Here is a 25,673-nt window from a genome sequence, read left to right as displayed (position 1 = left end):
TCATTGCGGGAAGAGACATGCCTAAACGTACAGACCTGAAAAGCATCCTGATCATCGGCGCCGGCCCCATCGTCATCGGCCAAGCGTGCGAGTTCGACTATTCCGGCGCACAGGCCTGCAAGGCCCTGCGTGAAGAGGGTTACCGGGTCATCCTGGTCAACTCCAACCCGGCAACCATCATGACCGACCCGGTGATGGCCGATGCGACCTACATCGAGCCGATCACCTGGGAAGCCGTGGCGCGCATCATCGAGAAGGAACGCCCGGATGCTGTCCTGCCGACCATGGGCGGCCAGACCGCGCTGAACTGTGCACTGGCACTGGAGCGCGAAGGCGTGCTCGAGCAGTACGGCGTCGAGATGATCGGTGCCAACGCCGACACCATCGACAAGGCCGAAGACCGTGATCGCTTCGACAAGGCGATGAAGAAGATCGGTCTGGCGTGCCCGAAGGCCAAGGTCGCGCACTCCATGGAAGAAGCCTGGGAAATCCAGGCCGAGCTGGGCTTCCCGTCCATCATCCGCCCCAGCTTCACCATGGGCGGTTCCGGCGGCGGCGTGGCGTACAACCGTGAAGAATTCGAAGAGATCTGCCATCGCGGCTTCGAGCTGTCGCCGACCCGCGAGCTGTTGATCGACGAGTCGCTGCTGGGCTGGAAGGAATACGAGATGGAGGTCGTTCGTGACAAGAACGACAACTGCATCATCGTCTGCGCCATCGAGAACTTCGATCCGATGGGTGTGCACACCGGTGACTCCATCACCGTCGCCCCGGCCCAGACTCTGACCGACAAGGAATACCAGCTGATGCGTGATGCGTCGCTGGCCGTTCTGCGCGAGATCGGCGTCGAGACCGGCGGCTCCAACGTCCAGTTCGGCATCTGCCCGGACACTGGCCGCATGGTCGTGATCGAGATGAACCCGCGCGTGTCGCGTTCCTCGGCACTGGCTTCCAAGGCGACCGGCTTCCCGATCGCCAAGATCGCCGCCAAGCTGGCCGTCGGCTACACCCTGGATGAGCTGCAGAACGACATCACCGGTGGCAAGACGCCGGCGTCATTCGAGCCGTCCATCGATTACGTCGTCACCAAGATTCCGCGCTTCACCTTCGAGAAATTCCCGCAGGCCAATGACCGCCTGACCACGCAGATGAAGTCGGTCGGCGAAGTCATGGCCATCGGCCGTACCTTCCAGGAATCCCTGCAGAAGGCGCTGCGTGGCATGGAGACCGGCGTTGACGGTCTCGATCCGATCGTCGAGAACTTCAGCGACGAGAACATGGCGCGCATCAAGGGCGAGCTGCAGGCCGCTGGTGCCGAGCGTATCTTCTACATCGCCGATGCCATGCGTGCCGGCCTCGATATCGAAGAGATCTTCCGTCTCACCAACATCGACCGCTGGTACCTGGTGCAGCTGGCCGACCTGATCGCCCAGGAAGGCGCAGTGGCCGCAAGCTCGCTGGGCGAGATGGACGCCGATCGTCTGTTCCGCCTCAAGCGCAAGGGCTTCAGCGATGCGCGCCTGGCGCGTCTGATGGGCGTGTCCGAGAAGGCCTTCCGCAAGCACCGTCAGAAGCAGGGCATCCGTCCGGTCTACAAGCGCGTCGACACTTGCGCGGCCGAATTCGCGTCCGACACCGCCTACATGTACTCCACCTATGAGGAAGAGTGCGAGGCGGAAGTCAGCGACAAGAAGAAGATCATGGTGCTGGGTGGCGGGCCGAACCGTATCGGTCAGGGCATCGAGTTCGACTACTGCTGTGTCCACGCCTCCCTCGCCATGCGCGCGGACGGCTACGAGACCATCATGGTCAACTGCAATCCGGAAACGGTCTCGACCGACTACGACACTTCCGATCGCCTCTACTTCGAGCCGGTCACCCTGGAAGACGTGCTGGAGATCGCCGACAAGGAACAGCCGGTCGGTGTCATCGTCCAGTTCGGCGGCCAGACGCCGCTGAAGCTGGCGCGTGAGCTCGAAGCCGCCGGTGTGCCGATCATCGGTACCACGCCGGACGCCATCGACCGCGCCGAAGACCGCGAGCGTTTCCAGCAGATGATCGAGAAGCTCGATCTGATCCAGCCGGAAAACGCCACCGCGCGCAGCTTTGAGGAAGCCTTCGTCAAGGCCGAGGTCATCGGTTACCCGCTGGTGGTGCGCCCGAGCTACGTGCTGGGCGGTCGCGCGATGGAAATCGTCTACTCCGCCGCCGAGCTCGAGAACTACATGACCCACGCGGTCAAGGTCTCCAATGACTCGCCGGTGCTGCTGGACCACTTCCTGAACGCGGCCATCGAAGTCGACATCGATGCGGTGTCCGACGGCAAGCAGGTCGTGATCGGCGCCATCATGCAGCACATCGAGCAGGCCGGTATCCACTCCGGTGACTCCGCGTGCGCCCTGCCGCCGTACTCGCTGCCGGCAGACGTCCAGGAAGAGATGCGCGAGCAGGTCAAGCGCATGGCACTGGAACTCAACGTCGTCGGCCTGATGAACGTGCAGCTGGCCTGGCAGGATGGCGTGATCTACGTCATCGAGGTCAATCCGCGCGCTTCACGTACCGTGCCGTTCGTCTCCAAGTGCATCGGCCAGTCGCTGGCGCAGATCGCCGCACGCTGCATGGCTGGCCAGACCCTGGAAGAGATCGGTTTCACCCAGGAAATCGTGCCGACCTTCTACAGTGTGAAGGAAGCGGTGCTGCCGTTCGCCAAGTTCCCGGGGGTCGACCCGATCCTGTCGCCGGAAATGAAGTCCACCGGCGAAGTGATGGGCTCTGGCGATACCTTCGCGGAAGCCTTCTACAAGGCGCAGCTGGGTGCCGGTGAAGCCATACCGACCCTGACTGGCGACCGCAAGGCCTTCCTGTCCGTGCGTGAGTTCGACAAGGCGGGCGTTATCGAGGTAGCCCGCTCTCTGGTAACATTAGGCTTTACGCTTTGTGCTACCCGTGGCACGGCAGAGGTGATCGCCGCTGCCGGCCTCGAGGTTGAACCCGTCAACAAGGTGTTCGAAGGGCGGCCGCATATCGTCGACATGATCAAGAACGGCGAGATCGCCTATATCGTCAACACCACAGAGGGACGTCAGGCCATCAATGACTCGTCCGTGATCCGTCGCACGGCGCTGGCACACAAGGTGCCCTACGCCACGACGCTGGCGGGAGCCAATGCCGTGTGCATGGCGCTTGCCTACGGCAACGACGTCAAGGTCCGTCGTCTCCAGGATATGCATGCAGGAGTCATGATATGAGTAGAAGTCCGATGACCGTCGAAGGCGAAGACCGCCTTCGCAAGGAGCTCGAGCACCTAAAGGGCACTGAGCGTCCCCGGGTCATCGCTGACATCGCGGAAGCCCGTGAGCACGGCGATCTCAAGGAGAATGCCGAGTACCACGCTGCGCGTGAACAGCAGGGTTTCATCGAGGGTCGTATCCAGGAGATCGAGTCCAAGCTCTCCATGTCCCAAGTGATCGACGTCACCAAGTTGCCGAAGACCGGCAAGGTGATCTTCGGCACCACGGTCGACCTGATGAACCTCGATGACGATAGCGAAGTGCGCTACCGCATCGTTGGCGAAGATGAAGCCAGCATCAAGGACGGCAAGATCTCCGTCACCTCTCCGATCGCGCGTGCGCTGATCGGCAAGGAAGAAGGGGATGTCGTGGTCGTGCGTACCCCGGGTGGCGATGTGGAGTATGAAATCTCCGAAGTGCATCACATCTGAAGCACGTCACATCTGAAGTGCATCGTCTCTGATTCGTCAGATCCTGATGTCGTGACAGCCCTGCCGGTCATCCCGGCAGGGCTGTTTTTTTGCCTGCGGGCACGAAAACCTTCAGGGAGGGAGTGATGGAAGTACAGGGAAGTCAGCCGGAAAAGCGCATCATGGCAACCCCCATGGTGGCCATCTTCATGGTGCTCGGGTTCATGCTGTTCGGGGTGGCTTATGTGGCCTCCCAGTCGTTTGCCTATCGGTACACCGGGGAATCGGCGCTGTTGACGCCATCATTGCTCCTGGGGAGTGCCCTGTTGGCGAGGGGAGTTTTCCACCTGGTGATGCCGCTGGCGCACTTCGGAGATCAGGCGCTTTATCTGCGGCCGTCACCACTCATGGGGTGTCGCAAGATCGATTATGAGCTGATCGATGATTTCACCTTCGACAAGAAGACGCTGGTCATCAAGTATCGCGATGCCGGTAACGGTGATGGGGAGTCCAGGCAGACGACACTCAAGCGTCATCAGGTCACCCAGCGGGCGCTGGACGACATCACCTTCGAGCTGAATCAGCGCGTCAGGTCGTGATTGTCAGCAACAGAAGACAGAAACGCCGCCCTCGATGAGGGCGGCGTTTCTGTCTGCGGCAGGCGTGGCGTGCGAGGTGAGCCTCGTCAGGCCTGGGCCTGGCGGCTTACTTTTCGCTGAAGCGCTGTACGTTCGACAGCTTCGGCTTGGCCTGCGGGTTCCGGCGATACAGTAGAGCGATCTTGCCGATGCTCTGGATCAGGGTCGCGCCGGTTTCGCTGCACAGGTGGCGAGCCACCTCGCCGCGCGCTTCGCGATCGTTGATCGCCAGCTTCAGCTTGATCAGTTCGTGATCGTGGAGTGCGCGCTCCAGTTCGGTCACGACGCCTTCGGAAAGGCCGTTTTCCGAGACGGTGACGATCGGGTCAAGATGGTGCCCGATGCTGCGAAATGCTTTCTTTTGTGACTGTGACAAGCTCATGGTATCGTAAAGTTTCCCTGTTGGCGTCCGATGGGAGCGGGGAGCGTAGCGAAAGACAGGGTCGACTCCAGGGCTTGAAATCCAGGGGTGTGAACCCGTCTGTTGCGCAGGCAATGTCTGTGCCCGCGGGCGGAACCGCGCGCAGGACCCGCCATTCTACTCCATGACGACGCTCATGACACGACCCGTGCGCAAGCTCGCCACGCCTTTCGTGTCGTCGTTATCCCCCGCGCTATCTCCCGCCAGTATTCGATTTTCCCCGACATTCCAGGTGACAACGTGGCTCACCCCAGCAAGAGCAGTGCTGGCTGGATGAAGGAACACTTTGATGACGCCTATGTCCAGCGCAGCTGGGCCGACGGTTATCGTTCCCGTGCCAGCTACAAACTGATTGAAATCGATGACAAGGACCGCCTGCTCAAGCCGGGCGCCACCGTCATTGACCTCGGCGCAGCCCCCGGTGGCTGGAGCCAGATCGCCGCGGACCGCGTCGGCATGGAAGGCGTGGTCATCGCCTCCGACATTCTCGAGATGGACGCCCTGGCCGGGGTCGACTTCATTCAGGGCGACTTCACCGAAGAGGCCGTGCTGAACCAGATTCTGGCCACCTTGGGCGACCGCCCGGTGGACCTTGTGATCTCCGACATGGCGCCCAACATGAGCGGCATGAGCGCGATCGATCAGCCTGCCGGCATGTACCTGGTCGAGCTGGCGCTGGATCTGGCGCGCCAGACTCTCAAGCCGGGCGGCAATTTCCTGGTCAAGGTCTTCCAGGGCGAGGGCTTCGATGCCTACCTGAAGGACATGCGCGGCAGCTTCAAGAAGGTCGTGACCCGCAAGCCGGAAGCGTCGCGTGCTCGCTCACGCGAAGTCTATCTGCTGGGGCAGGGCTTCAAGGGTTGACGGTAAGTGTCCTTGTCCGGCGCTGCATGCGGCAGGCATCGGCTCGCGGTGGCGAGATTCCCACGTTGCTGGTCGCATGCTTCATCGCGGGTTAAGGCGAGCCATGCGATGCTCGTCCAAGCTGGTGCCAATGTGTCCGGGCGAATCACTGGCGCTGGCTGATGCAGGCTGTCTATCGGCGCAATAGTCCATTGTCGGGCTTTAAGCAATGGTTGCCAGCCCCCATCTGGTGTAGTGTCGATATCATTGGGTCTTGAGTACGATGGGCCAGTGACAGTTCGGTGGGTTTCAATGCCTTACCGATGCTGGCAGGCAAGTAGCACAATGCACGGCAAGCTTTGAGTGACTCGGTAGGGCGAAGTGGCGCGTTGCGCTGACTTGATACCCCGCAGGCACGATCAGATAGCATGGCAGGCCACCACAAGACGGCAGTCGGAGTATTCACGGCATGCCAAGACAGATTCATGCAATGAGGGTGTCCCCTTGAACGACATGGCGAAGAACCTGATTCTCTGGTTGATCATCGCAGCAGTGCTGCTGACGGTGTTCAACAACTTCAGCGTCGATACCTCGCCGCAGGCGATGAACTATTCACAGTTCGTCCAGCAGGTGCAGAACGACCGGATCAAGAGTGTGACCATCGATGGTTACACCATTGAGGGTGAGCGGGCCGATGGCTCCAGCTTCACCACCATCCGGCCGGCGGCGTCCGACCCCAAGCTGATGGATGACCTGCTTGCCAACAAGGTGGAGGTCATCGGCAAGAAGCCTGAGCAGCAGTCGCTGTGGACACGCCTGTTGATTGCCAGCTTCCCGATTCTGATCATTCTGGCCATCTTCATGTTCTTCATGCGCCAGATGCAGGGTGGCGGTGCCGGCAAGGGTGGCCCGATGAGCTTCGGCAAGTCCAAGGCCAAGCTGCTGAGCCAGGACCAGATCAAGACCACCTTCAGCGACGTCGCAGGCTGTGACGAAGCGAAGGAAGAGGTCGAGGAACTGGTCGACTTCCTCAAGGACCCCAGCAAGTTCCAGCGTCTTGGTGGTCAGATCCCACGTGGCGTCTTGATGGTAGGCCCGCCGGGTACCGGTAAGACTCTGCTCGCCAAGGCGATCGCCGGTGAGGCCAAGGTGCCGTTCTTCAGCATCTCCGGCTCTGACTTCGTCGAGATGTTCGTCGGTGTCGGTGCCTCTCGTGTGCGTGACATGTTCGAGCAGGCCAAGAAGCAGGCGCCGTGCATCATCTTCATCGATGAGATCGACGCCGTCGGCCGTCACCGTGGCTCCGGCATGGGCGGTGGTCACGATGAGCGTGAGCAGACACTGAACCAGCTGCTGGTCGAGATGGATGGCTTCGAGGCGAACGACGGCATCATCGTCATCGCCGCGACCAACCGTCCTGACGTGCTTGACCCTGCGCTGCTGCGCCCGGGCCGCTTTGACCGTCAGGTGACCGTTGCACTGCCGGACATCCGTGGTCGCGAGCACATCCTCGGCGTGCACCTGCGCAAGGTGCCGATGGGCGACGACGTCGTGCCGGTCAACATTGCACGTGGTACGCCGGGGTTCTCCGGTGCTGACCTGGCCAACCTGGTCAATGAAGCCGCCCTGTTCGCCGCGCGTCGCAACAAGCGTCTGGTCGGCATGGAAGAGCTGGAGCTGGCCAAGGACAAGATCATGATGGGCGCCGAGCGCAAGTCGATGGTCATGTCCGAGAAGGAGAAGCGCAACACGGCCTATCACGAGTCTGGCCACGCCATCATCGGTCTGGTGATGCCCGAGCATGATCCGGTCTACAAGGTGTCGATCATTCCGCGCGGTCGTGCGCTGGGTGTGACGATGTTCCTGCCGGAAGAGGATCGCTACAGCTACTCGCGCCAGCAGATCATCAGTCAGATCTGCTCGCTGTTCGGTGGTCGTATCGCCGAAGAGATGACGCTGGGCCCGAATGGTGTCACCACCGGTGCGTCCAACGACATCAAGCGTGCTACCGAGCTTGCCCACAACATGGTCGCCAAGTGGGGCCTCTCCAGCGAGATGGGCCCGATCATGTACGACGAGGACGAGTCCCATCAGTTCCTCGGTGGTCCGGGTCAGGGTGGTGGCAAGCTGAAGTCTGGCGACACCACCTCGCGTCTCGACAAGGAAGTGCGTCGTATCATCGACGAGTGCTACGCCAAGGCGCAGCAGATCCTGGAAGAGAATCGCGACAAGCTGGATGCGATGACCGAAGCGCTGATGACCTACGAGACCATCGATGCCGAGCAGTTGGCGGACATCATGGCAGGTCGTACTCCGCGTCCGCCGAAAGACTGGGGTGGCCCGGCAAGCGGCGGTGACGGTGGCCTGGTGGCCCCGGTTGCCGACACTCCGAAGGCGGAAGCTCCCAAGGCGGATGATGACGCTGATGGCAGTGAAGATGACGACAGCAACCGCCGTCGCCCGTCTGACCCGCTGGGTGGTCCGAGCGGTCATTGATGTAGGCCTGATCTAGGCCTGATCTAGGCATAAGGGGCGCCCGATATCGCATGCGATGTCTGAGCCTCAGAAAGGAAAAACGCCCGACTGGCTTGCCAGTCGGGCGTTTTCTTGTCTGCAGCAGTGGTGGCCTGTGCCGCTGCAGCAATGACGCTGGTGAAGTTAAGGTGCTGCTGATGAGTTGCCTACGCCGTGGCGTGGCGGCGTCGACTCATGTCTCTGCACGGGCATTGTCAGCGCCATGATGAGCGTGGGGTGAAAGGTCTGAGCCGATGGCGTTGCCATCTGCTGACGCCCCGTGTGGCGGCCATTCCACGCCTTGCGCGCCATGGGCTGGCTCTTTAAAGTGGTGCGCAATCATTTCTGACTGGGCTGCGAAGACACCTTCGTGCCCCTCTCGCCTGCATGGAATGCCATGACGAATTCTGCCTTGAGTACGCCTCTAGAGCCTCGAGTGGGCCATCTGATGTCGCTGGAGTGTGGTGGACACCTTCTCGATCTTTCGCGTCCGCGGGTGATGGGGATTCTCAACGTGACCCCGGACTCCTTCTCGGATGGCGGTCGCAGCGCGACACTGGACGCCGCGCTGCGCAATGCCGAGCAGATGCTGGCTGATGGTGCCGCGATGATCGATGTCGGCGGTGAGTCGACACGCCCCGGGGCGACGCCGGTCAGTACCGAAGAAGAGCTTGAGCGGGTCTGCCCGGTGGTGGAGCGGCTGGTGAGCGAGCTGGGCGCGTTGGTGAGCATCGATACCAGCAACCCGCAAGTCATGCGCGAGACCGCACAGCTGGGGGCCGGCATGATCAATGACGTGCGTGCGCTGAATCGAGACGGCGCGCTCGAGGCTGCCGCTGACAGCGGGCTGCCCGTCTGTCTGATGCACATGCGCGGCGAGCCGGACACCATGCAGCAGGATACGCATTATGCTCAGTCCATCGAGCAGGAAGTCCGGACGTTTCTGGCGGCGCGCATCGCGGCCTGTGAGGCGGCAGGCATCGCGCGTGAGCGACTGTTGCTGGACCCCGGTTTCGGCTTCGGCAAGTCACTGCAAGACAATCTGCGCCTGTATCACCGCATGGCGCAGCTGCATGAATTCAACCTCCCGCTGCTGATCGGCACCTCACGCAAGAGCATGATCGGCAATGCCCTCGGGCGCGCGGTAGAGGATCGCTTGGCTGGTAACCTCTCGCTGACGGCATTGGCCGTTCGTGACGGGGCCAGGCTGTTTCGCGTTCACGACGTGGCCCCGACTGTCGACGCTGTCGACATGGCATGGGCCGTGCTACAGGAAGGCACGATACGATGAGTCGACGTTATTTTGGTACGGATGGTATTCGCGGCACGGTTGGGGAATTCCCCATCACGCCAGACTTCATGCTCAAGCTGGGCTGGGCGGCAGGGCGCGTATTCGCCCGTCACGGCCGCGGCAAGGTATTGATCGGCAAGGACACGCGCATTTCGGGCTACATGTTCGAATCCGCGCTCGAGTCCGGCCTTTCGGCAGCAGGTGTCGATGTTTCCCTGCTCGGCCCGATGCCGACACCGGGGATCGCCTATCTGACGCGCACCTTCCGCGCCGATGCCGGTATCGTCATCTCGGCCTCCCACAACGCCTATCCGGACAACGGCATCAAGTTCTTCTCCGCAGCCGGCACCAAGTTGGATGATGCGCTGGAAGCCGAGATCGAAGCCGAGCTGGACCGCGATATCGTGATCGTCGGCCCGGATAGCTTGGGCAAGGCGTCACGCATCCAGGATGCGGCCGGCCGCTATATCGAATTCTGCAAGTCCACGCTGCCGGGCCGTCTGGGTCTGCACGGCATGAAGGTGGTGCTGGATTGCGCGCATGGTGCGACCTATCACATCGCGCCAAACGTCTTCCGTGAGCTGGGTGCCAAGGTCAGCGTCATCGGCGGTGAGCCGGATGGCCTCAACATCAATCAGGGCGTCGGCTCCACGCACCCGCAGGCGCTGCGCGCAGCTGTCATCGAGCAGGGCGCCGATCTGGGCGTGGCCTTCGATGGGGATGGTGACCGCCTGATCTTGGTCGATGCCGATGGCCGTGTCATCGATGGTGACGACATCCTCTACATGATCGCGCGTGACCGTCACGAGCGCGGTGTGCTGGGCGGCGGTGTCGTCGGCACCCTGATGTCCAACTTCGGTCTGGCGGCGGCGCTGGAAGGTCTGGGAATCCCCTTCGAGCGTGCCAAGGTCGGTGATCGCTACGTCATCGAGCGTCTGGAAGCCAACGGCTGGCAGCTGGGCGGCGAATCCTCCGGTCACATCGTCTGCAGCCATATCCAGAGCACCGGTGATGGCATCGTCTCGGCGCTGCAGGTGCTGGCGATCATGGCGCGTGAAGAGTGCTCGCTCAGTGAATTGCTGGTCGGCTTCGAAAAGGCTCCGCAGGCGCTGATCAATGTGCGTCTGGCGCCGGGCTGCGACAACAAGGCGCTGATGGCGGCGGACGCCGTGCAGGCCGCGGTGGTCGAAGTGGAGCAGACGCTGGGCAATGAAGGGCGCGTGCTGCTGCGTCCCAGCGGTACGGAACCGCTGATTCGCGTCATGGTCGAAGGCCGTCCGCACTTCGATGTCGATGCGCTGGCGGGCCAGATCGCCGCGACGGTCGAATCCAGCATGTCGGCGTGATGCGCTGACAAGGCAGCTCGCCGGGGTGACGGTTCACGTCGCCGAGCGGTCGGGTTGCGCAGGACGACAACAGGCGCCGAGTGCGCCTGTTGTCGTTTCTGGCAGTTGCCCCGAGCCTGATCGTGCCGGATCACGGGGCTTGACAGGGGTCGCTAAGGTTGTCAGTCAAGGGCGGCTCCATTACCATCCTCGCACTGCTCACAAGGGAGAAGCACATGCGTACACCGCTGATTGCCGGAAACTGGAAGATGAATGGTGATCTTGCCTTGGTCGATGAGTTTGCCCGGGGCCTGCAGGCGGCTGAGCTGCCGCAGGGCATTCAGGTGGCGCTGGCAGTGCCTTTCCCTTATCTGAGCGCCGCTCGCGCGAGCATGCCTGTGAGCGTGGCGCTGGCGGGGCAGACGCTGAACCCGGCGAGCGAGGGTGCCTTTACCGGCGAAGTGGCGGGTCAGATGCTCAAGGATGTCGGTGCCGCGATGGTGCTGGTCGGGCACTCGGAGCGTCGAAGCCTGTATGCTGAAGACGATGCGGCGGTGCTGGCGCGTGTCGAGGCGGCGCTTGCCGCTGGCCTCACACCGGTGCTGTGCGTCGGTGAGACGCTCGAGGAGCGTGAAGCCGGTGACACGGAGCGTGTCGTGCTGGGACAGCTGGAGGCGGTGTTCTCCGCGCTCTCCGCCGATGAGCGCACGCGTCTGGTCGTCGCCTATGAGCCCGTCTGGGCCATCGGTACCGGGCGCACCGCCTCGCCCCAGCAGGCGCAGGAGGTCCATGCGGCCATTCGCGCGCGCCTGGCCGAGTGGTCTTCCTCGCTCGCCGAGGCAATGCAATTGTTGTACGGCGGTAGCATGAAAGCTGCCAATGCCGCCGAGCTGCTTGCGCAGCCGGATATCGACGGCGGTCTCGTGGGCGGTGCCTCGCTCCAGATCGACGAATTCCTAGCCATTTGCCAGTCTGCAGGTTGAATCTCATGCAAGTAGCCGTTCTGATGGTCCATGTGGTACTCGCGGTCGCGCTGATCGTGCTCGTCCTTCTCCAGCAGGGCAAGGGTGCCGAAGCTGGCGCTGCCTTTGGTGGCGGTGGTGCTTCCCAGACCGTTTTCGGGTCCAGCGGTAGCGGCAACTTCCTCGCGCGCTTCACGGGTGTTCTGGCCGCGGGCTTCTTCGCGACCTCTCTGACACTGGCCTGGTTCGCATCCAATGCCAACCAGCCGTCAGTCGAAGCGGGCATTCCGAATGCCAGCGTGATCGAGCAGCAGAAAAATTCACTGCCATCACTTGACGACTCCGAGGAAAGTGTGGAGAATACGTCGCCAGTGCTTGAGGAAAGCGGCAACGCAGACCAGCCAGCACTCTAAGGAATTCAAGGCGTTGAATTTGAATTCTTCCGGGTAACGTCTCAGGCGATACCCGCCCCCGTGCCGAAGTGGTGGAATTGGTAGACACGCTATCTTGAGGGGGTAGTGACCTTACGGTCGTGGGGGTTCAAGTCCCCCCTTCGGCACCATCTTGTTAGATCGATTGGCAGTCTGGACGCAACTCTGCCACCTTGGAAAGACGTCATTCCTTGACCTCCTTTTTCGGTGACATTACCATCGTCCGACTATTGTTGCGGGGTGGAGCAGTCTGGTAGCTCGTCGGGCTCATAACCCGAAGGTCATCGGTTCAAATCCGGTCCCCGCTACCAAGTTTCTTGAAAGGCCCCTTCCTATGAAGGGGCTTTTTGTTAGCACCAGTGCCAATCAGCCACCTAGCTCTCTTCTCTACTCCCGGTCAGGTGCCTGATGCAACTGCTGTAGGAGCCTCGTCTGTGTCAACCAAGGACGCTGCGCTTAACGCGCTTATCGATCCAGTCGTCTCTGCTCTGGGCTTCGAGCTCTGGGGTATCGACTATCTCTCCCAAGGCAAGCAGTCCCGTCTGGTGATCTATATCGACCATCCCGATGGCATTACCGTGGACAACTGCGCAAGCGTCAGTCGTCAGGTAGGTGCCGTACTGGATGTCGAGGACCCCATTACCGGTCAGTTCCAGCTTGAAGTCTCGTCTCCAGGCATGGATCGTCCGTTGTTCACGCTTGACCAGTACGAGCGCTACATCGGTCACGTGGTGGCACTGCGACTTCGCCAGGCCTTCGATGGCCAGCGCAAGTTCCAGGGGCTGGTGACTGGCACCGAAGACGGTGATGTCGTGATCCGGGTCGATGAAGAAGAATACTGCTTTCCCATTGAAAGCATCGACCAGGCACGCATTGTGCCGCAGTTCAAATAACTGACGTTGTCGGCACACCGCTCGCGTTGCGAGCCCGGGTCGATGCGCAAGGACAGGTTTCTGGCGAGGCAAAGTCATGAGCAAAGAGATTCTGCTGGTCGTTGACGCCATCTCCAACGAGAAAGGCGTGCCGCGGGATGTGATTTTCGAAGCCGTCGAAGCGGCATTGGCTTCGGCGTCACGCAAGCGTTTCGATCAGGAAGAGGCGGATATCCGCGTCAAGATCGATCGTGTCACCGGTGATTACGCGACCTACCGTCGCTGGACCGTCGTCGAAGACGACGAGTTCGAGACGCCGGACTACGAGATCAAGGCCAGCATCGCCGAACAGCGCGAAGAGCCGCTGGCGCTGGGTGCCGTGGTCGAGAAGCAGATCGAATCCGAAGCGTTCGGTCGCATCGCGGCACAGACCGCCAAGCAGGTCATCGTGCAGAAGGTGCGCGAGGCCGAGCGTGCGGAAGTGGTGCGTCTTTACGCCGAGCGTGAAGGTGAGCTGGTCGCGGGTATCGTCAAGAAGACGACACGTGATGGCCTCATCATCGATCTGGGCGACAACGCCGAAGGCTTCCTGCCGCGCGGTGAGATGATTCACGGCGAGCGCTACCGCTTGAACGAGCGGGTTCGTGCCCTGCTGTGGAAAGTCGACGCGGATGCTCGTGGTTCTCAGCTGATCCTGTCGCGTACGCGTCCTGAGCTGATCATCGAGCTGTTCAAGATCGAAGTCCCGGAAATCGCCGAGCAGCTGATCGAGATCAAGGGGGCTGCCCGTGACCCGGGTTCGCGCGCCAAGATCGCGGTCAAGAGCAACGACAAGCGCATCGATCCGATCGGTGCCTGTGTCGGCATGCGTGGTTCACGCGTGCAGGCCGTGTCCAATGAACTGCGTAACGAACGCGTGGATATCATCCTGTGGGATGACAATCCTGCCCAGCTCGTCATCAACGCCATGGCGCCGGCAGATGTCGGTTCCATTCTGGTCGACGAAGACACCCATTCCATGGATGTCGCTGTCGCTGCGGACAACCTGGCTCAGGCCATCGGTCGCAGCGGTCAGAACGTTCGTCTGGCCAGTGAGCTGACCGGTTGGCAGCTCAACGTCATGACCGAGGCGGAAGCCGAGGGCAAGCGCGAGCAGGAAATCGACAGTTTTGTCGAATATTTCATCACTCATCTCGAGATTGAAGAGGATCTAGCCCGTGTCCTGGTGGACGAGGGCTTCACCTCACTCGAGGAAATCGCCTATGTCCCGCTCGAGGAAATGCTCGAGGTCGAGGGCTTTGACCAGGATCTGGTCGAGGAGCTGCGCGCTCGGGCCAAGGATGAACTGCTGAATCTCGCCATCGCCACTGAAGAGCAACTGGACGGCGCACAGCCGGCCGAAGACCTGCTCAACATGGAAGGCATGGAGAGTCATCTGGCATACATCCTGGCCAGCAAGGGTATCGTCACCATGGAAGACCTTGCTGAGCAGGCCATCGATGATCTGAAAGACATCGAAGGCGTCGACGAAGAGCGAGCAGCGGCGTTGATCATGACCGCCCGCGCGCCCTGGTTCGCAAGCGAACAGTAACTAGGTCACGGGCTCAGGAGGGTCGTACATGTCAGAAATGACAGTCAAAGAATTCGCCAAGAAGGTGGGCCGCGAGTCAGCCCGCCTACTGGAACAGATGCATGAAGCGGGTCTGAAGCACAAGTCAGAGAACGACGCCGTCTCTGAGGTCGACAAGCAGAAGCTGCTTGATCACCTCACCAAGAGCCACGGTGGTGGCGCGGCTCCGGCAGCGCCCAAGAATCGCATTACCCTGACCCGCAAGACCAAGTCTCGCATCAACACAGGTGGTGGTCGCGGCAAGTCCATCGAGGTGCAGGTGCGCAAGAAGCGTACCTACGTCAAAGAGGGCGAAGAGCAGGCTGCAGAAGCGCCGGCGGCTGCTGCACCGGCAGCTGCCGTTGCGGACAAGCCGGCTGCGGCACCGCAGCGCGAAGAGCGTCGTGGCAATGACAACCGTCGCGAAGAGCGTCCTCGTCAGAGTGCACCGGCTGCTGCGCCGGCCGCCGACGCTGCGCCGGAAGTCAATGCGCCGCCGAAGGAGCCGCGTGGTGATGCACCGCGTCGCGCCAAGGCTGCGCCGCGTGATGAATCACGTGATCGTCGCGAAGCCCGTGAAGACCGTAGTGAACGCAAGCGTGGCGGGGCCAAGAAGGTCAAGCGCGCCGAGCGTCGCGGTGGTCGTCGTGGTGGCCGTGATGCCAACCGTCAGCCGCCGAAGCCGGTCCAGACCTTCGTCCGTGAAGTCTCCATCCCTGAGTCCATCTCAGTGGCAGACCTCGCCGACAAGATGGCCGTCAAGGCGTCTGAAGTGATCAAGACCATGTTCAACATGGGCGCTGCGGTCACCATCAACCAGACGATCGATCAGGAAACCGCGACCATCGTGGTCGAGGAAATGGGTCACACGCCCAAGCTGATCAAGGATGACGCACTCGAGACAGCCGTTCTCGAAGGTATCTCCTACGAAGGTGAGCAGATCACCCGCGCGCCGGTTGTCACCGTCATGGGTCACGTCGACCACGGCAAGACCTCGCTGCTGGATTACATCCGTCGCACCAAGGTCGCCACAGGTGAAGCGGGTGGTATCACCCAGCACATCGGTGCCTACCACGTCGAGCACGACAACGGTGACATCACCTTCCTGGATACCCCGGGCCACGCGGCGTTCACCGCCATGCGTGCTCGTGGTGCCAAGGCGACCGACGTCGTCATCCTGGTGGTGGCTGCCGATGACGGCGTGATGCCGCAGACCATCGAGGCTGTCGAGCACTCCAAGGCCGCGGGTGTCCCGATGGTCGTGGCGGTGAACAAGATCGACAAGCCGGGTGCTGATCCGGACCGCGTCAAGAATGAGCTGTCCCAGCACGGTGTCATCTCCGAGGAATGGGGGGGTGATACCCAGTTCGTCCACGTTTCCGCCAAGACCGGCGAGAACATCGACGCGCTGCTCGAAGGTGTCCTGCTGGTTTCTGAGGTTCTCGAACTTCAGGCCGTGCCGTCCGCGCCGGGCAAGGGCGTCGTGGTCGAGTCCCGTCTCGACAAGGGCCGTGGTCCGGTCGCGACCGTGCTGGTCCAGAACGGTACGCTGAAGAAGGGCGATATCGTCCTCGCCGGCCTGCATTACGGCCGTGTGCGTGCGCTGATCAACGAACTCGGCAAGCAGGTCGATTCCGCGGGCCCGGCCATGCCGGTCGAGATCCAGGGGCTGGGTGGCACGCCGGACGCCGGTGAAGAGTTCACCGTGGTACCGGACGAGAAGAAGGCACGTGAAGTCGCCAACTTCCGTCAGGGCAAGTACCGCGAAGTGCGCCTGGCACGTCAGCAGAAGGCCAAGCTGGAGAACATGTTCTCCCAGATGGGCCAGGACGAAGTCGCCAAGGTCAACGTCGTCCTCAAGGCCGACGTGCAGGGGTCTCTGGAAGCCATTCGTGGCGCGCTGGAAGAACTCTCCACCGAAGAAGTCAAGGTGGCCGTGGTCTCTTCCGGTGTCGGTGGCATCACCGGTACCGATGCCAACCTGGCACTCGCTTCCGAAGCGATCCTGGTCGGCTTCAATGTCCGTGCTGACGCCTCCGCGCGTGAGATCGTCGAGCGTGAAGGTCTGGATCTGCGCTACTACAGCGTCATCTATCAGCTGATCGACGAGGTCAAGCTGGCCATGACTGGCATGCTGGCACCGGAATTCCGCGAGCAGATCGTCGGTGTTGCCGAAGTGCGTGATGTCTTCAAGGCACCGAAGATCGGCGCGATCGCCGGTTGCATGGTCGTCGAAGGCACCATGTACCGCTCCAAGCGCATCCGCGTGCTGCGTGACAACGTGGTCATCTATGAAGGCGAGCTGGAATCCCTGCGTCGCTTCAAGGATGACGTCAACGAAGTCCGCAACGGCATGGAATGTGGTATCGGCGTCAAGAACTACAACGACGTGCAGGTTGGCGACAAGATCGAGGTGTTCGACCAGATCCAGGTCGAGCGCACGCTCTGATAGCGCCCCTGCAAGGAGAGATCACGGATGCGTGAATACAGCCGTACTGACCGCGTGGCGGACCAGATCCAGCAAGAGCTCGCGCTGTTGATTCAGCGCGAGGTCAAGGACCCGCGCCTTGGCATGCTGACGGTCAGCGCCGCCAAGGTCAGCCGCGACCTGTCCTACTCCGATGTCTACGTGACCCTGCTGGGTGACGACAGCCCGGAACGCATCAAGGAGAACCTCGCCGTGCTCAAGCGCGCGGCAGGTTTCCTGCGCTCCCAGCTGGCGCGCACCATTCAGCTGCGTCATGTACCGGAACTGCGCTTCCATTACGATGAGAGCGTCGTTCGTGGCCATCACCTGTCCTCACTGATCAACGATGCGGTCGCCGACGATCGCAAGCGCAGTGCAGAACGTGGTGATGACGACAGCGAAGACGGTGCCCCGGGCACCACGCCGGACGCCTGATGGGCCGTCGTCGTCGCGGCTTGCCGATCGATGGCGTACTGTTGCTGGACAAGCCCAAGGGCATGTCCAGCAACTATGCGCTTCAGAAGGCTCGTCGCCTCTACCAGGCACAGAAGGCCGGTCATACCGGCACGCTCGACCCGATGGCGACAGGCCTGTTGCCGGTCTGCTTCGGGGAAGCGACCAAGTTCTCCTCGCATCTTCTTGAGGCAGACAAGGTCTATCGGGCACGGATCAAGTTTGGCCAGGTCACCGATACCGGTGATGCGGAAGGTACGGTGACTCGCGAGCGGGAGATTCCCGAGATTGCGCAGGCCGAGCTGGACGCGGTGCTGGACAGGTTCCGTGGCGAGATAGATCAGGTGCCGCCGATGTACTCCGCGCTCAAGCACCAGGGACGTCCGCTCTATGAGCTGGCGCGCCAGGGGGTTGAAATCGAGCGTGCAGTTCGTCGCGTTACCATCTACAATATGTCGCTTCTTGCGCGGCACTCCGATGGCATCGAGATCGAAGTGGCGGTCAGCAAGGGTACCTACATACGCAGTCTGGCCGAGGATATCGGTGAGGCGCTGGGCTGTGGAGCCCACCTCACGGCACTGCGTCGTCTCAAGACGGGCCCGTTCACGGGTGATGCCATGCTGGATTTCGAGCGCCTCGAAGCGCTGGCTGATCAGCAGGCACGTGAAGGCGTTCTGTTACCTGTCGACATCCTGCTCGATCATCTCCCGCGTCTCGACATCACTGCCGAGATGGCGCGGATGATTTTGCGTGGTCAGCAGGCCGAAACGACGACAGGGTCGCTGGAAGTGGACTCCCTGGCTCGTGTGTATCAGGACCAGCAGTTGCTCGGGCTGGTCCGGATTGCGGCGGAGGGCGTCATCGCTCCTCGCCGACTGCTCAGTTCTGCCGTCGAGGCGGCGGCTGGGTGAGCTGACTGCGGCCTCGCCGCAAGCCGCATGAAGACTGCAAATATGCGTGGTCTTCGACATTTCCAATCTATCAAGCATATTGCTTACTGGAGAGACAGATGGCACTTACCGCTGAGAAGAAGGCTGAGATCGTTTCCGAATTCGGCCGTGGCGAGAACGACACCGGTTCCCCGGAAGTTCAGGTTGCTCTGCTGAGCGCCAACATTGATGGCCTGCAGGGTCACTTCAAGGCCAACAAGCAGGATCACCACTCCCGTCGTGGTCTGATCCGCATGGTCAACCAGCGTCGCAAGCTGCTTGACTACCTCAAGCGCAAGGACTTCGAGCGTTACACCGCTCTGATCCAGCGTCTGGGTCTGCGTCGCTAATCAGCGATGTTGCCGCCATGTACTTCGGTGCATGGCGGGCCCCCGGTGGGCACAGGAAAACCGACACTGCCTGCGGGCGGTGTCGGTTTTTTTGTGCCTGATACCGAGGTGATCCGAGCTTCAGGACTGAGGCTCGACCCTCGCCGCAGCCCGCTTGTCGCGTGGGATCCACCCGCTTTTCATTGCCTGTGACGCGCTTTACCATGAGCGCCTGGCATCGATGACTATCAGATTAAAGGACATGCGCCGTGAACCCGGTAACGCACAGCTTCCAGTACGGTAATGACACCATCACCCTCGAGACCGGCCGCATCGCGCGTCAGGCGACCGGTAGCGTGATGGTGACCATGGGCAATACCTCGGTGTTGTGCACCGTGGTGGCCAAGGCGTCGCCGAAACCCGGCCAGTCCTTCTTCCCGTTGTCGGTCCACTATCAGGAGAAGGCCTACGCGGCGGGGCGTATCCCCGGCGGCTTCCTCAAGCGCGAAGGGCGTCCCACCGAGAAGGAAACCCTGACCTCTCGCTTGATCGACCGTCCGATGCGCCCGCTGTTTCCCGAAGGCTTCATGAATGAGGTGCAGGTGGTCTGCACGGTGATGTCGGCGGAGCGCAATGTCGACCCGGACATCGCGGCACTGCTCGGCACCTCAGCAGCGCTTTGCATCTCCGGTGTGCCCTTCGCTGGCCCCGTGGGTGCGGCGCGCGTCGGCTTCAGCGAGCAGCGCGGCTACTTCCTGAATCCCGGCTACAGCGAACTGGCGCATTCCGAGCTGGACATGGTGGTGGCGGGCACCGAGAAGGCCGTGTTGATGGTCGAATCCGAAGCCCAGGAGCTGCTGGAAGACGAGATGCTCGGCGCCGTGCTCTATGGCCATCACGAGATGCAGAAAGCCATCACGGGGATCGAGACGTTCGCCGCCAAGGTCAATCGTCCCAAGTGGGCGTGGGTGCCGCAGAAACTCGACCGCGTGCTGGTCGAGGCGCTGGAGCAGAGCTTTGCCACCCAGATCGGTGATGCCTATCGCCTGAGTGACAAGATGGCGCGTCAGGACAGCCTGTCGGCGCTCAAGGCGCAGGCTATCGACCTGCTGGGCGCCGAGGATGATGCGCGCTTCAGTGTCGAGGCCGTCGCCACGGCCTTCGCGGCGCTCGAGAAGCGTATCGTGCGTCAGCGCGTGATCGCGGGTGAGCCGCGTATCGATGGTCGTGATACGCGCACTGTGCGACCGCTGGACCTGGCGGTGGGTGTGTTGCCCAAGGCGCATGGCTCGGCGCTGTTCACCCGTGGCGAGACCCAGGCGATCGCCACTGCCACCCTGGGGACCACGCGCGACTCACAGCTGATCGAAGGGCTGTCCGGCGAGAAGCAGGACCGCTTCATGCTGCACTACAACTTCCCGCCCTACTGTGTCGGCGAGACGGGCTTCATCGGCGCGCCCAAGCGGCGTGAGATCGGCCATGGGCGTCTGGCGCGTCGGGGCATCGAATCCATGCTGCCGTCGTTGCAGGCCTTCCCCTACGCGATCCGTGTCGTCTCCGAGATCACCGAATCCAATGGTTCGAGCTCGATGGCATCCGTCTGTGGGGCCTCTCTTGCGCTGATGGATGCCGGTGTGCCGCTCAAGGCACCGGTCGCGGGTATCGCCATGGGATTGGTCAAGGACGCCAATGGCGTCGCGATACTGACCGATATCCTCGGCGATGAGGACCACCTCGGCGACATGGACTTCAAGGTCGCGGGGACCGCCGAAGGCGTTACCGCGCTGCAGATGGACATCAAGATCGAGGGGATCGACGAGGAGATTCTTGAGCAGGCGCTGGAACAGGCCCTCGAGGCACGTCTGACCATCCTCGCGCAGATGAATGAGGTACTGGCCGCCAGTCGCCAGGAAGTCTCGGACAATGCCCCGGCGATGCTGTCCCTCAAGATCGCCCCCAACAAGGTGCGTGACGTGATCGGCAAGGGCGGCTCCACCATCCGCAAGATCTGTGAAGAGACCGGTGCCAATGTCGATCTCGACGACGATGGCAGCGTGCGCATCTATGCCGAGCACAAGGCGCAGGCTCAGGCGGCTGCCAAATATGTCGAGGGCATCATTGCCGAGGCCGAAATCGGCAAGCTCTATGCCGGCAAGGTGGCGCGCATCGCCGACTTCGGTGCCTTCATCACCTTCATGCCGGGCACAGATGGCCTGCTGCACATCTCGCAGATCGTCGAGGAGCGGGTCAATGATGTGCGTGACTACCTCAACGAAGGCGATGAGGTGGTGGTCAAGGTGCTCGACATCGACAACCGCAATCGCGTCAAGCTGTCGCTGAAAGAGATCAGTGAAGAAGAGAAGGCGGCCTTTGCCGCTGCTCAGGCTGAAGAGGCCGCCGCCGGGCACTGACAGATCGTCATGGAGTGACATCGCTCTCTGCCTTGCTTTGCGTGAGAGGCGAACCCTCCGTGCACGAAAAAGCCCCCGCCAGTGATCTGGCGGGGGCTTTTGCATGTCTCCATGCTCAAGATTGCGCGAGCGGCGGGTGCTCATGCGGTGGGTAGGTGTGAGCGATCAGCTGCGCTCGATGGCCAGCGCGACGCCCTGACCACCACCGATGCACAGGGTCGCCAGACCTTTCTTGGCATCACGCTCGATCATCTCGTGGACCAGCGAGACCAGCACACGGCAGCCGGAGGCGCCGATCGGGTGGCCGAGGGCAATGGCGCCGCCATTGACGTTGACCTTGTCGACATCCCAGCCCAGCTCCTTGTTGACCGACAGGGCCTGGGCGGCGAAGGCTTCGTTGGCTTCGATCAGGTCGAGGTCTTCCAGGTTCCAGCCGGCTTTCTTGAGGCACAGGCGAGTCGCCGGCGCCGGGCCGATGCCCATGATCTTCGGATCAACACCCGCGTTGGAGTAGGCCTTGATGGTTGCAAGCGGCGTCAGACCCAGCTCGCGTGCCTTGTCGGCGGAGCACAGCATGACCACGGCAGCGCCGTCGTTGAGCGCCGAGGCATTGCCGGCGGTAACGGTGCCGTCCTTCTTGAAGGCCGGGCGCATGCCCGCGAGCTTCTCGGCCGTGGTGCCGGCGCGCGGGTTCTCGTCGGTATCGAAGACGATCGGGTCGCCCTTGCGCTGCGGGATCTCGACCGGGACGATCTGGCCCTTGAAGCGGCCAGCTTCGATGGCTGCGCAGGCCTTCTGCTGAGAGGCGGCCGCGAAGGCGTCCTGGGCTTCACGACTGATCTCGTATTTCTCGGCCAGATTCTCGGCGGTGATGCCCATGTGGATGTCATTGAAGGCATCCCACAGACCGTCGTGGACCATGGAATCGATCGCCTTCCAGTCGCCCATGCGCTTGCCGTTACGCGAGTTGGGCAACACGTGCGGAGACAGGGACATGTTTTCCTGACCGCCGGCCAGAATCAGCTCGGCATCGCCGCAACGGATGGCCTGGGTGGCCAGGTGCAGCGCCTTGAGGCCAGACCCGCAGACCTTGTTGATGGTCATGGCGGGCACGCCTTCCGGCAAGCCTGCCTTGATGACCGCCTGACGTGCCGGGTTCTGACCGCATCCTGCTGTCAGCACCTGGCCCAGAAGCACTTCATCGACCTGATCGCCACTGACGCCCGTGCTGGCGAGGATATCCTTGATGACATGTGCGCCGAGATCCGCGGCGGAAATGCCAGCCAGGCTGCCACCGAAGGCGCCTACGGCGGTACGACGGGCTGCTACGATCACCACATCCTGCATCTGAACGCTCCTGTTCTCTTGCGAGACTGTCTGAGTCAATTGGCTGCGACTATGGCCATGCCATCAAGCGGGCGAGGCGCAGTCCTGCTGAGGTGAGATTCCAGCATAAGGCAGTTTTGTGCGGTGCGGCAATCGCCAAAGGACATCTCCAGTGTCAGCCTTTAGCCATACGTATCGCCTATCTAGACGGCACGACGCCAGCGCTCTGGCAGGCAGGGCTGGCGTCGTGTTGGAGCGCTCGCGGCAGGCTCGAGGCCTGAATCATCAGCCCTCCGAGCGTAGAGCAGCAGGCAGCAAGGCGTGCTCAGGCCATCTGGACCGGGATGGCATCAGCTGTATGGCTGACCTCGTTGCCTTCCATCAGGTAGACCATGGAGGGCTTGTGCGCGTCCAGTTCGCTCTCGGCATAGTTGGCGAAGGCGCAGATGATCACGCGGTCGCCGACGTCGGCCTGGTGGGCTGCGGCGCCGTTCACCGAAATGATCTTCGAGCCTTCTTCGCCGCGAATGGCATAGGTGGTGAAGCGCTTGCCGTTGTCCACGTTGTAGATCTGGATCTGTTCGTACTCACGAATGCCTGCCATGTCGAGCAGGTCGCCATCGATGGCGCAGGAGCCCTCGTAGTTGAGGACGGCGTGAGTCACGCGGGCCATGTGCAGCTTGGCCTTGAGCATGATGGCTTGCATCAGGATGTCTCCAGTTGAGCGCCGCCGGGCGCAGATCAAGGCCCTGGGACCAGGGCCATGGCGCGTCTGACGTGGCGGACAGTGCCACGCCAGGGTGCAAGGCGGCGCAGTCTAATCAGGCATCAGGCCACCGGCAAGGCGACCTTCAGGTTATCGAGCAGGCGCGTACGGCCCAGGTGTGCGGCGATCAGTATCACCGCCTCGCGGGTGTCATTCTCGACTGGCCCCAGGTCAGCCGCGCGGCGCAGTTCGAGGTAGTCCGGCTTGAAGCCGCTCTCGCTGATGGCGGCCAGGGCCTCGCGTAGCGCCACATCGCGTGCCACGCCCTGCTCAAGACGAGCTTTCAGGGCATCGAGGCACTGCTTGAGACGCGGCGCGATGGCGCGCTCCTGCTCACTCAGGTAGCCGTTGCGTGATGACAGCGCCAGACCATCCTCTGCACGCACGATGGGCACACCGATGATCTCGATGCCGAAATGCAGGTCGCGGTTGAGTTTGCGGATCACGGCCAGCTGCTGGAAGTCCTTCTCGCCGAAGCAGGCGACTTCAGGGCGTACCAGATTGAACAGGATGCTGACGACGGTGGCGACGCCATCGAAGTGACCCGGACGGTTGCCGCCGCACAGGCCTTCGGAAACGCCCGGCACCTGCACGTTGCACAGTCCGTCGCGGCCCGTGGGGTAGAGTTCCGCCGTCGAGGGGGCGAACAGCAGGTCACATCCTTCGGCGGCCAGCGCATTCTGGTCGGCCTCGAGGGTGCGCGGATAGCTGTCGAGGTCTTCGCCGGGGCCGAACTGCAGCGGATTGACGAAGATGCTCGCGACAACCATGTCGGCATGGCGGCGCGCTTCACGGACCAGCGACAGGTGGCCGGCATGCAGGTTGCCCATGGTCGGCACCAGCGCGATACGCAGGCCATCGCGGCGTGCCTGGGCGAGTTGCTCGCGCAGGGCGTTGATATGGGAGACGGTTTTCATCAGAAGCCGTGCTCCGGCGCCGGGAAGCTGCGCGTCTTGACCGCCTGGTGGTAGGCGGCGAAGGCCTCCTGCACGCTGCCGGCATCGCTCATGAAATTCTTGACGAAGCGCGGCTTGCGGCCGGGCGTCAGGTCGAGCATGTCGTGCATGACCAGAATCTGGCCATCGACGTCCACGCCGGCACCGATACCGATCACCGGCACCTCGACAGCATCACGAATGCGCGCGGCCAGCTCGGACGGCACGCATTCGAGCAGGATGATCGCGGCACCCGCGGCTTCCAGCGTGCGGGCATCGGAGATGATCTGCTCGGCGCGGGCCTCGTCGCGGCCCTGTACCTTGTAGCCGCCGAAGGCATGCACGTGCTGTGGCGTCAGGCCCATGTGCACGCAGACCGGCACGCCACGCTGGACGAGTGCAGTGACGGCATCGGCCAGCCAGGCTTCGCCTTCCACCTTGACCATCTCGGCACCGGCACGCATCAGACGCGCCGCATGGTCGAGCAGGATGTCGGTGCTGGCATTGCTCATGAAGGGCAGGTCGGCCATCAGCAGGCTGCCTTGCTTGCCACGTGCCACGGCGGCGGTGTGGTAGCAGATGTCATCGATGGTGACGGGCAGGGTACTGGTATGGCCCTGCAGGACCATGCCGAGAGAGTCGCCGACCAGCAGCACTTCAATGCCGGCATCGCTGGCAAGATGAGCAAAGGTGGCATCGTAGGCGGTGAGGCAACTGAACGTCTCACCGTCGGCCTTGAGGCGGCGCAGGGTGCTCAGGGTGACGTTTTTCATCGGGACGCTTACTCGTTGCGGCGCGTATGACGCGGCTGCCCGTGGCGTCGAGCAGCCGCGATCGCGAGAAGGCCGCCGAGGGCGGACTGCGAGCGACACGGGCCGGTGTTACCAGAAAGTGTTACCGCACAGGCCAAAGTGGGCACGACGGTAACAAGATGGCGAAACTCTACTCCTGAGGTCCGAGGGGGAGCAAGTCATCGCCCTCAACTCGAGACGCCAGTGTTTCGAGATTCTCCTCGCCCAGCACGCTGAGGCACTGCGGGCCCAGCAGGTCAGCCAACGGACGCATCACGAAACCACGCTTGAGCATTTCGCGATGGGGTACGACGAGACGCGGCGTCGAGATCCTGCTGTCATTGAAGAGCAGCAGGTCAAGATCCAGTGTGCGGGGGCCCCAGTGACGCAGTCGCACGCGACGATGCTGCTGTTCAAGGGCTTGCAGCTGATCAAGCAGAGCGAGGGGGGACAGGCGGGTCGTTAGCTCGGCAACGGCGTTGACGAAGTCGGGCTGGTCCTGCGGGCCGACCGGCTTGCTGGCATACAGGCGAGAATGTCGCGTGCAGCGGGTCAGCGGCAGCCGGTCGAGAGCCTCAAGCGCGCGCTCCAGTTGAGCGCGCGGATCGTCAAGATTGGCGCCGAGGCCAATCAAGGCTGTCGAAATCATGCGGAGTTCCT

22 protein-coding genes and 2 tRNA genes are annotated in these 25,673 nt (G+C 62.2%); 18 read left to right on the top strand and 6 right to left on the bottom strand.

Going from position 1 to position 25,673, the window contains the following annotated elements:
- The first annotated feature begins 17 nt into the window (after positions 1-17).
- The 3 genes from carB to QQF40_RS05135 all read left to right on the top strand — a co-directional run bounded on the left by carB (position 18) and on the right by QQF40_RS05135 (position 4,299).
- Complete coding sequence (carB, locus tag QQF40_RS05145) at positions 18-3,248, top strand: carbamoyl-phosphate synthase large subunit (protein WP_285460641.1); 3,231 nt, start codon at positions 18-20, stop codon at positions 3,246-3,248.
- On the top strand, positions 3,245-3,721 hold the full coding sequence (gene greA, locus QQF40_RS05140) for a transcription elongation factor GreA (protein ID WP_043333374.1): 477 nt from the start codon (positions 3,245-3,247) through the stop codon (positions 3,719-3,721). Before carB ends, greA begins: the two co-directional genes overlap by 4 nt.
- Before the next feature lie 125 nt (positions 3,722-3,846).
- A complete protein-coding gene (locus QQF40_RS05135) occupies positions 3,847-4,299 on the top strand; it encodes a hypothetical protein (RefSeq protein ID WP_285460640.1) in 453 nt (150 codons plus the stop codon).
- A gap of 106 nt (positions 4,300-4,405) precedes the next feature.
- Here the strand turns inward: QQF40_RS05135 and yhbY are convergent, their stop codons facing one another.
- On the bottom strand, positions 4,406-4,720 hold the full coding sequence (gene yhbY, locus QQF40_RS05130; protein ID WP_043333380.1) for a ribosome assembly RNA-binding protein YhbY: 315 nt from the start codon (positions 4,718-4,720) through the stop codon (positions 4,406-4,408).
- 279 nt (positions 4,721-4,999) lie between these two features.
- Between yhbY and rlmE the strand changes: the two genes are divergently transcribed.
- The 15 genes from rlmE (at position 5,000) to pnp (ending at position 21,195) form a co-directional block, all read left to right on the top strand.
- The gene (gene rlmE / locus QQF40_RS05125) at positions 5,000-5,623 is read left to right on the top strand and encodes a 23S rRNA (uridine(2552)-2'-O)-methyltransferase RlmE (RefSeq protein ID WP_225347478.1); all 624 of its coding nucleotides are present in this window, start codon (positions 5,000-5,002) and stop codon (positions 5,621-5,623) included.
- A gap of 483 nt (positions 5,624-6,106) precedes the next feature.
- Complete coding sequence (ftsH, locus tag QQF40_RS05120; protein ID WP_175089038.1) at positions 6,107-8,098, top strand: ATP-dependent zinc metalloprotease FtsH; 1,992 nt, start codon at positions 6,107-6,109, stop codon at positions 8,096-8,098.
- A gap of 415 nt (positions 8,099-8,513) precedes the next feature.
- The gene (folP, locus tag QQF40_RS05115; RefSeq protein WP_285460639.1) at positions 8,514-9,407 is read left to right on the top strand and encodes a dihydropteroate synthase; all 894 of its coding nucleotides are present in this window, start codon (positions 8,514-8,516) and stop codon (positions 9,405-9,407) included.
- Complete coding sequence (gene glmM / locus QQF40_RS05110; protein WP_043333386.1) at positions 9,404-10,753, top strand: phosphoglucosamine mutase; 1,350 nt, start codon at positions 9,404-9,406, stop codon at positions 10,751-10,753. The genes folP and glmM overlap by 4 nt, the downstream gene beginning before the upstream one ends.
- Before the next feature lie 215 nt (positions 10,754-10,968).
- Positions 10,969-11,715 (top strand): triose-phosphate isomerase, encoded by a 747-nt coding sequence (gene tpiA / locus QQF40_RS05105; RefSeq protein ID WP_175089039.1) that lies wholly within the window; start codon positions 10,969-10,971, stop codon positions 11,713-11,715.
- 5 nt (positions 11,716-11,720) lie between these two features.
- Positions 11,721-12,107, top strand: a complete 387-nt coding sequence (gene secG / locus QQF40_RS05100; RefSeq protein ID WP_043333391.1) for a preprotein translocase subunit SecG — start codon at positions 11,721-11,723, stop codon at positions 12,105-12,107.
- Positions 12,108-12,169: 62 nt separating this feature from the next.
- Positions 12,170-12,256 (top strand) — tRNA-Leu (locus QQF40_RS05095).
- A 103-nt stretch (positions 12,257-12,359) separates the two neighbouring features.
- Positions 12,360-12,436 (top strand) — tRNA-Met (locus tag QQF40_RS05090).
- A 123-nt stretch (positions 12,437-12,559) separates the two neighbouring features.
- On the top strand, positions 12,560-13,018 hold the full coding sequence (gene rimP, locus QQF40_RS05085; protein ID WP_175089040.1) for a ribosome maturation factor RimP: 459 nt from the start codon (positions 12,560-12,562) through the stop codon (positions 13,016-13,018).
- Positions 13,019-13,094: 76 nt separating this feature from the next.
- Positions 13,095-14,588, top strand: a complete 1,494-nt coding sequence (nusA, locus tag QQF40_RS05080; RefSeq protein ID WP_054556444.1) for a transcription termination factor NusA — start codon at positions 13,095-13,097, stop codon at positions 14,586-14,588.
- A gap of 28 nt (positions 14,589-14,616) precedes the next feature.
- Entirely contained in the window at positions 14,617-17,055 is a 2,439-nt protein-coding gene (gene infB / locus QQF40_RS05075; RefSeq protein ID WP_175089041.1) for a translation initiation factor IF-2, read from the top strand.
- 27 nt (positions 17,056-17,082) lie between these two features.
- Entirely contained in the window at positions 17,083-17,508 is a 426-nt protein-coding gene (gene rbfA, locus QQF40_RS05070) for a 30S ribosome-binding factor RbfA (RefSeq protein WP_043333400.1), read from the top strand.
- Positions 17,508-18,437 (top strand): tRNA pseudouridine(55) synthase TruB, encoded by a 930-nt coding sequence (gene truB, locus QQF40_RS05065; RefSeq protein WP_285460638.1) that lies wholly within the window; start codon positions 17,508-17,510, stop codon positions 18,435-18,437. Before rbfA ends, truB begins: the two co-directional genes overlap by 1 nt.
- 98 nt (positions 18,438-18,535) lie before the next feature.
- Positions 18,536-18,805: a 30S ribosomal protein S15 gene (gene rpsO / locus QQF40_RS05060; RefSeq protein WP_065392421.1), complete on the top strand. Its 270-nt coding sequence runs from the start codon at positions 18,536-18,538 to the stop codon at positions 18,803-18,805.
- Between the two features lie 248 nt (positions 18,806-19,053).
- Positions 19,054-21,195: a polyribonucleotide nucleotidyltransferase gene (pnp, locus tag QQF40_RS05055; protein ID WP_285460637.1), complete on the top strand. Its 2,142-nt coding sequence runs from the start codon at positions 19,054-19,056 to the stop codon at positions 21,193-21,195.
- A 165-nt stretch (positions 21,196-21,360) separates the two neighbouring features.
- Here pnp and QQF40_RS05050 read toward each other — a convergent pair whose 3' ends face one another.
- From QQF40_RS05050 to folK, 5 genes are all read right to left on the bottom strand, one after another.
- Positions 21,361-22,542, bottom strand: coding sequence for an acetyl-CoA C-acetyltransferase (locus QQF40_RS05050; RefSeq protein ID WP_285460636.1), 1,182 nt, complete (start codon positions 22,540-22,542; stop codon positions 21,361-21,363).
- A 304-nt stretch (positions 22,543-22,846) separates the two neighbouring features.
- Positions 22,847-23,227, bottom strand: a complete 381-nt coding sequence (gene panD / locus QQF40_RS05045) for an aspartate 1-decarboxylase (protein WP_285460635.1) — start codon at positions 23,225-23,227, stop codon at positions 22,847-22,849.
- A 122-nt stretch (positions 23,228-23,349) separates the two neighbouring features.
- Entirely contained in the window at positions 23,350-24,204 is an 855-nt protein-coding gene (gene panC, locus QQF40_RS05040; protein WP_285460634.1) for a pantoate--beta-alanine ligase, read from the bottom strand.
- Complete coding sequence (gene panB, locus QQF40_RS05035; protein ID WP_285460633.1) at positions 24,204-24,995, bottom strand: 3-methyl-2-oxobutanoate hydroxymethyltransferase; 792 nt, start codon at positions 24,993-24,995, stop codon at positions 24,204-24,206. The genes panC and panB overlap by 1 nt, the downstream gene beginning before the upstream one ends.
- A gap of 169 nt (positions 24,996-25,164) precedes the next feature.
- The gene (folK, locus tag QQF40_RS05030) at positions 25,165-25,662 is read right to left on the bottom strand and encodes a 2-amino-4-hydroxy-6-hydroxymethyldihydropteridine diphosphokinase (RefSeq protein WP_175089048.1); all 498 of its coding nucleotides are present in this window, start codon (positions 25,660-25,662) and stop codon (positions 25,165-25,167) included.
- Positions 25,663-25,673 lie beyond the last annotated feature (11 nt).

This window comes from Cobetia sp. LC6 (assembly GCF_030264805.1).
Lineage (GTDB): Bacteria > Pseudomonadota > Gammaproteobacteria > Pseudomonadales > Halomonadaceae > Cobetia.
Note: the sequence above shows the minus strand (reverse complement) of the source record. Positions and strands in the feature narration are given on the sequence as shown.

Coding starts and splice junctions, on each gene's coding strand:
- carB (WP_285460641.1), top strand. CDS start 18: ATGCCTAAACGTACAGACCTGAAAAGCATCCTGATCATCGGCGCCGGC.
- greA (WP_043333374.1), top strand. CDS start 3,245: ATGAGTAGAAGTCCGATGACCGTCGAAGGCGAAGACCGCCTTCGCAAG.
- QQF40_RS05135 (WP_285460640.1), top strand. CDS start 3,847: ATGGAAGTACAGGGAAGTCAGCCGGAAAAGCGCATCATGGCAACCCCC.
- yhbY (WP_043333380.1), bottom strand. CDS start 4,720: ATGAGCTTGTCACAGTCACAAAAGAAAGCATTTCGCAGCATCGGGCAC.
- folP (WP_285460639.1), top strand. CDS start 8,514: ATGACGAATTCTGCCTTGAGTACGCCTCTAGAGCCTCGAGTGGGCCAT.
- glmM (WP_043333386.1), top strand. CDS start 9,404: ATGAGTCGACGTTATTTTGGTACGGATGGTATTCGCGGCACGGTTGGG.
- tpiA (WP_175089039.1), top strand. CDS start 10,969: ATGCGTACACCGCTGATTGCCGGAAACTGGAAGATGAATGGTGATCTT.
- secG (WP_043333391.1), top strand. CDS start 11,721: ATGCAAGTAGCCGTTCTGATGGTCCATGTGGTACTCGCGGTCGCGCTG.
- nusA (WP_054556444.1), top strand. CDS start 13,095: ATGAGCAAAGAGATTCTGCTGGTCGTTGACGCCATCTCCAACGAGAAA.
- infB (WP_175089041.1), top strand. CDS start 14,617: ATGTCAGAAATGACAGTCAAAGAATTCGCCAAGAAGGTGGGCCGCGAG.
- rbfA (WP_043333400.1), top strand. CDS start 17,083: ATGCGTGAATACAGCCGTACTGACCGCGTGGCGGACCAGATCCAGCAA.
- truB (WP_285460638.1), top strand. CDS start 17,508: ATGGGCCGTCGTCGTCGCGGCTTGCCGATCGATGGCGTACTGTTGCTG.
- rpsO (WP_065392421.1), top strand. CDS start 18,536: ATGGCACTTACCGCTGAGAAGAAGGCTGAGATCGTTTCCGAATTCGGC.
- QQF40_RS05050 (WP_285460636.1), bottom strand. CDS start 22,542: ATGCAGGATGTGGTGATCGTAGCAGCCCGTCGTACCGCCGTAGGCGCC.
- panD (WP_285460635.1), bottom strand. CDS start 23,227: ATGCAAGCCATCATGCTCAAGGCCAAGCTGCACATGGCCCGCGTGACT.
- panC (WP_285460634.1), bottom strand. CDS start 24,204: ATGAAAACCGTCTCCCATATCAACGCCCTGCGCGAGCAACTCGCCCAG.
- panB (WP_285460633.1), bottom strand. CDS start 24,995: ATGAAAAACGTCACCCTGAGCACCCTGCGCCGCCTCAAGGCCGACGGT.
- folK (WP_175089048.1), bottom strand. CDS start 25,662: ATGATTTCGACAGCCTTGATTGGCCTCGGCGCCAATCTTGACGATCCG.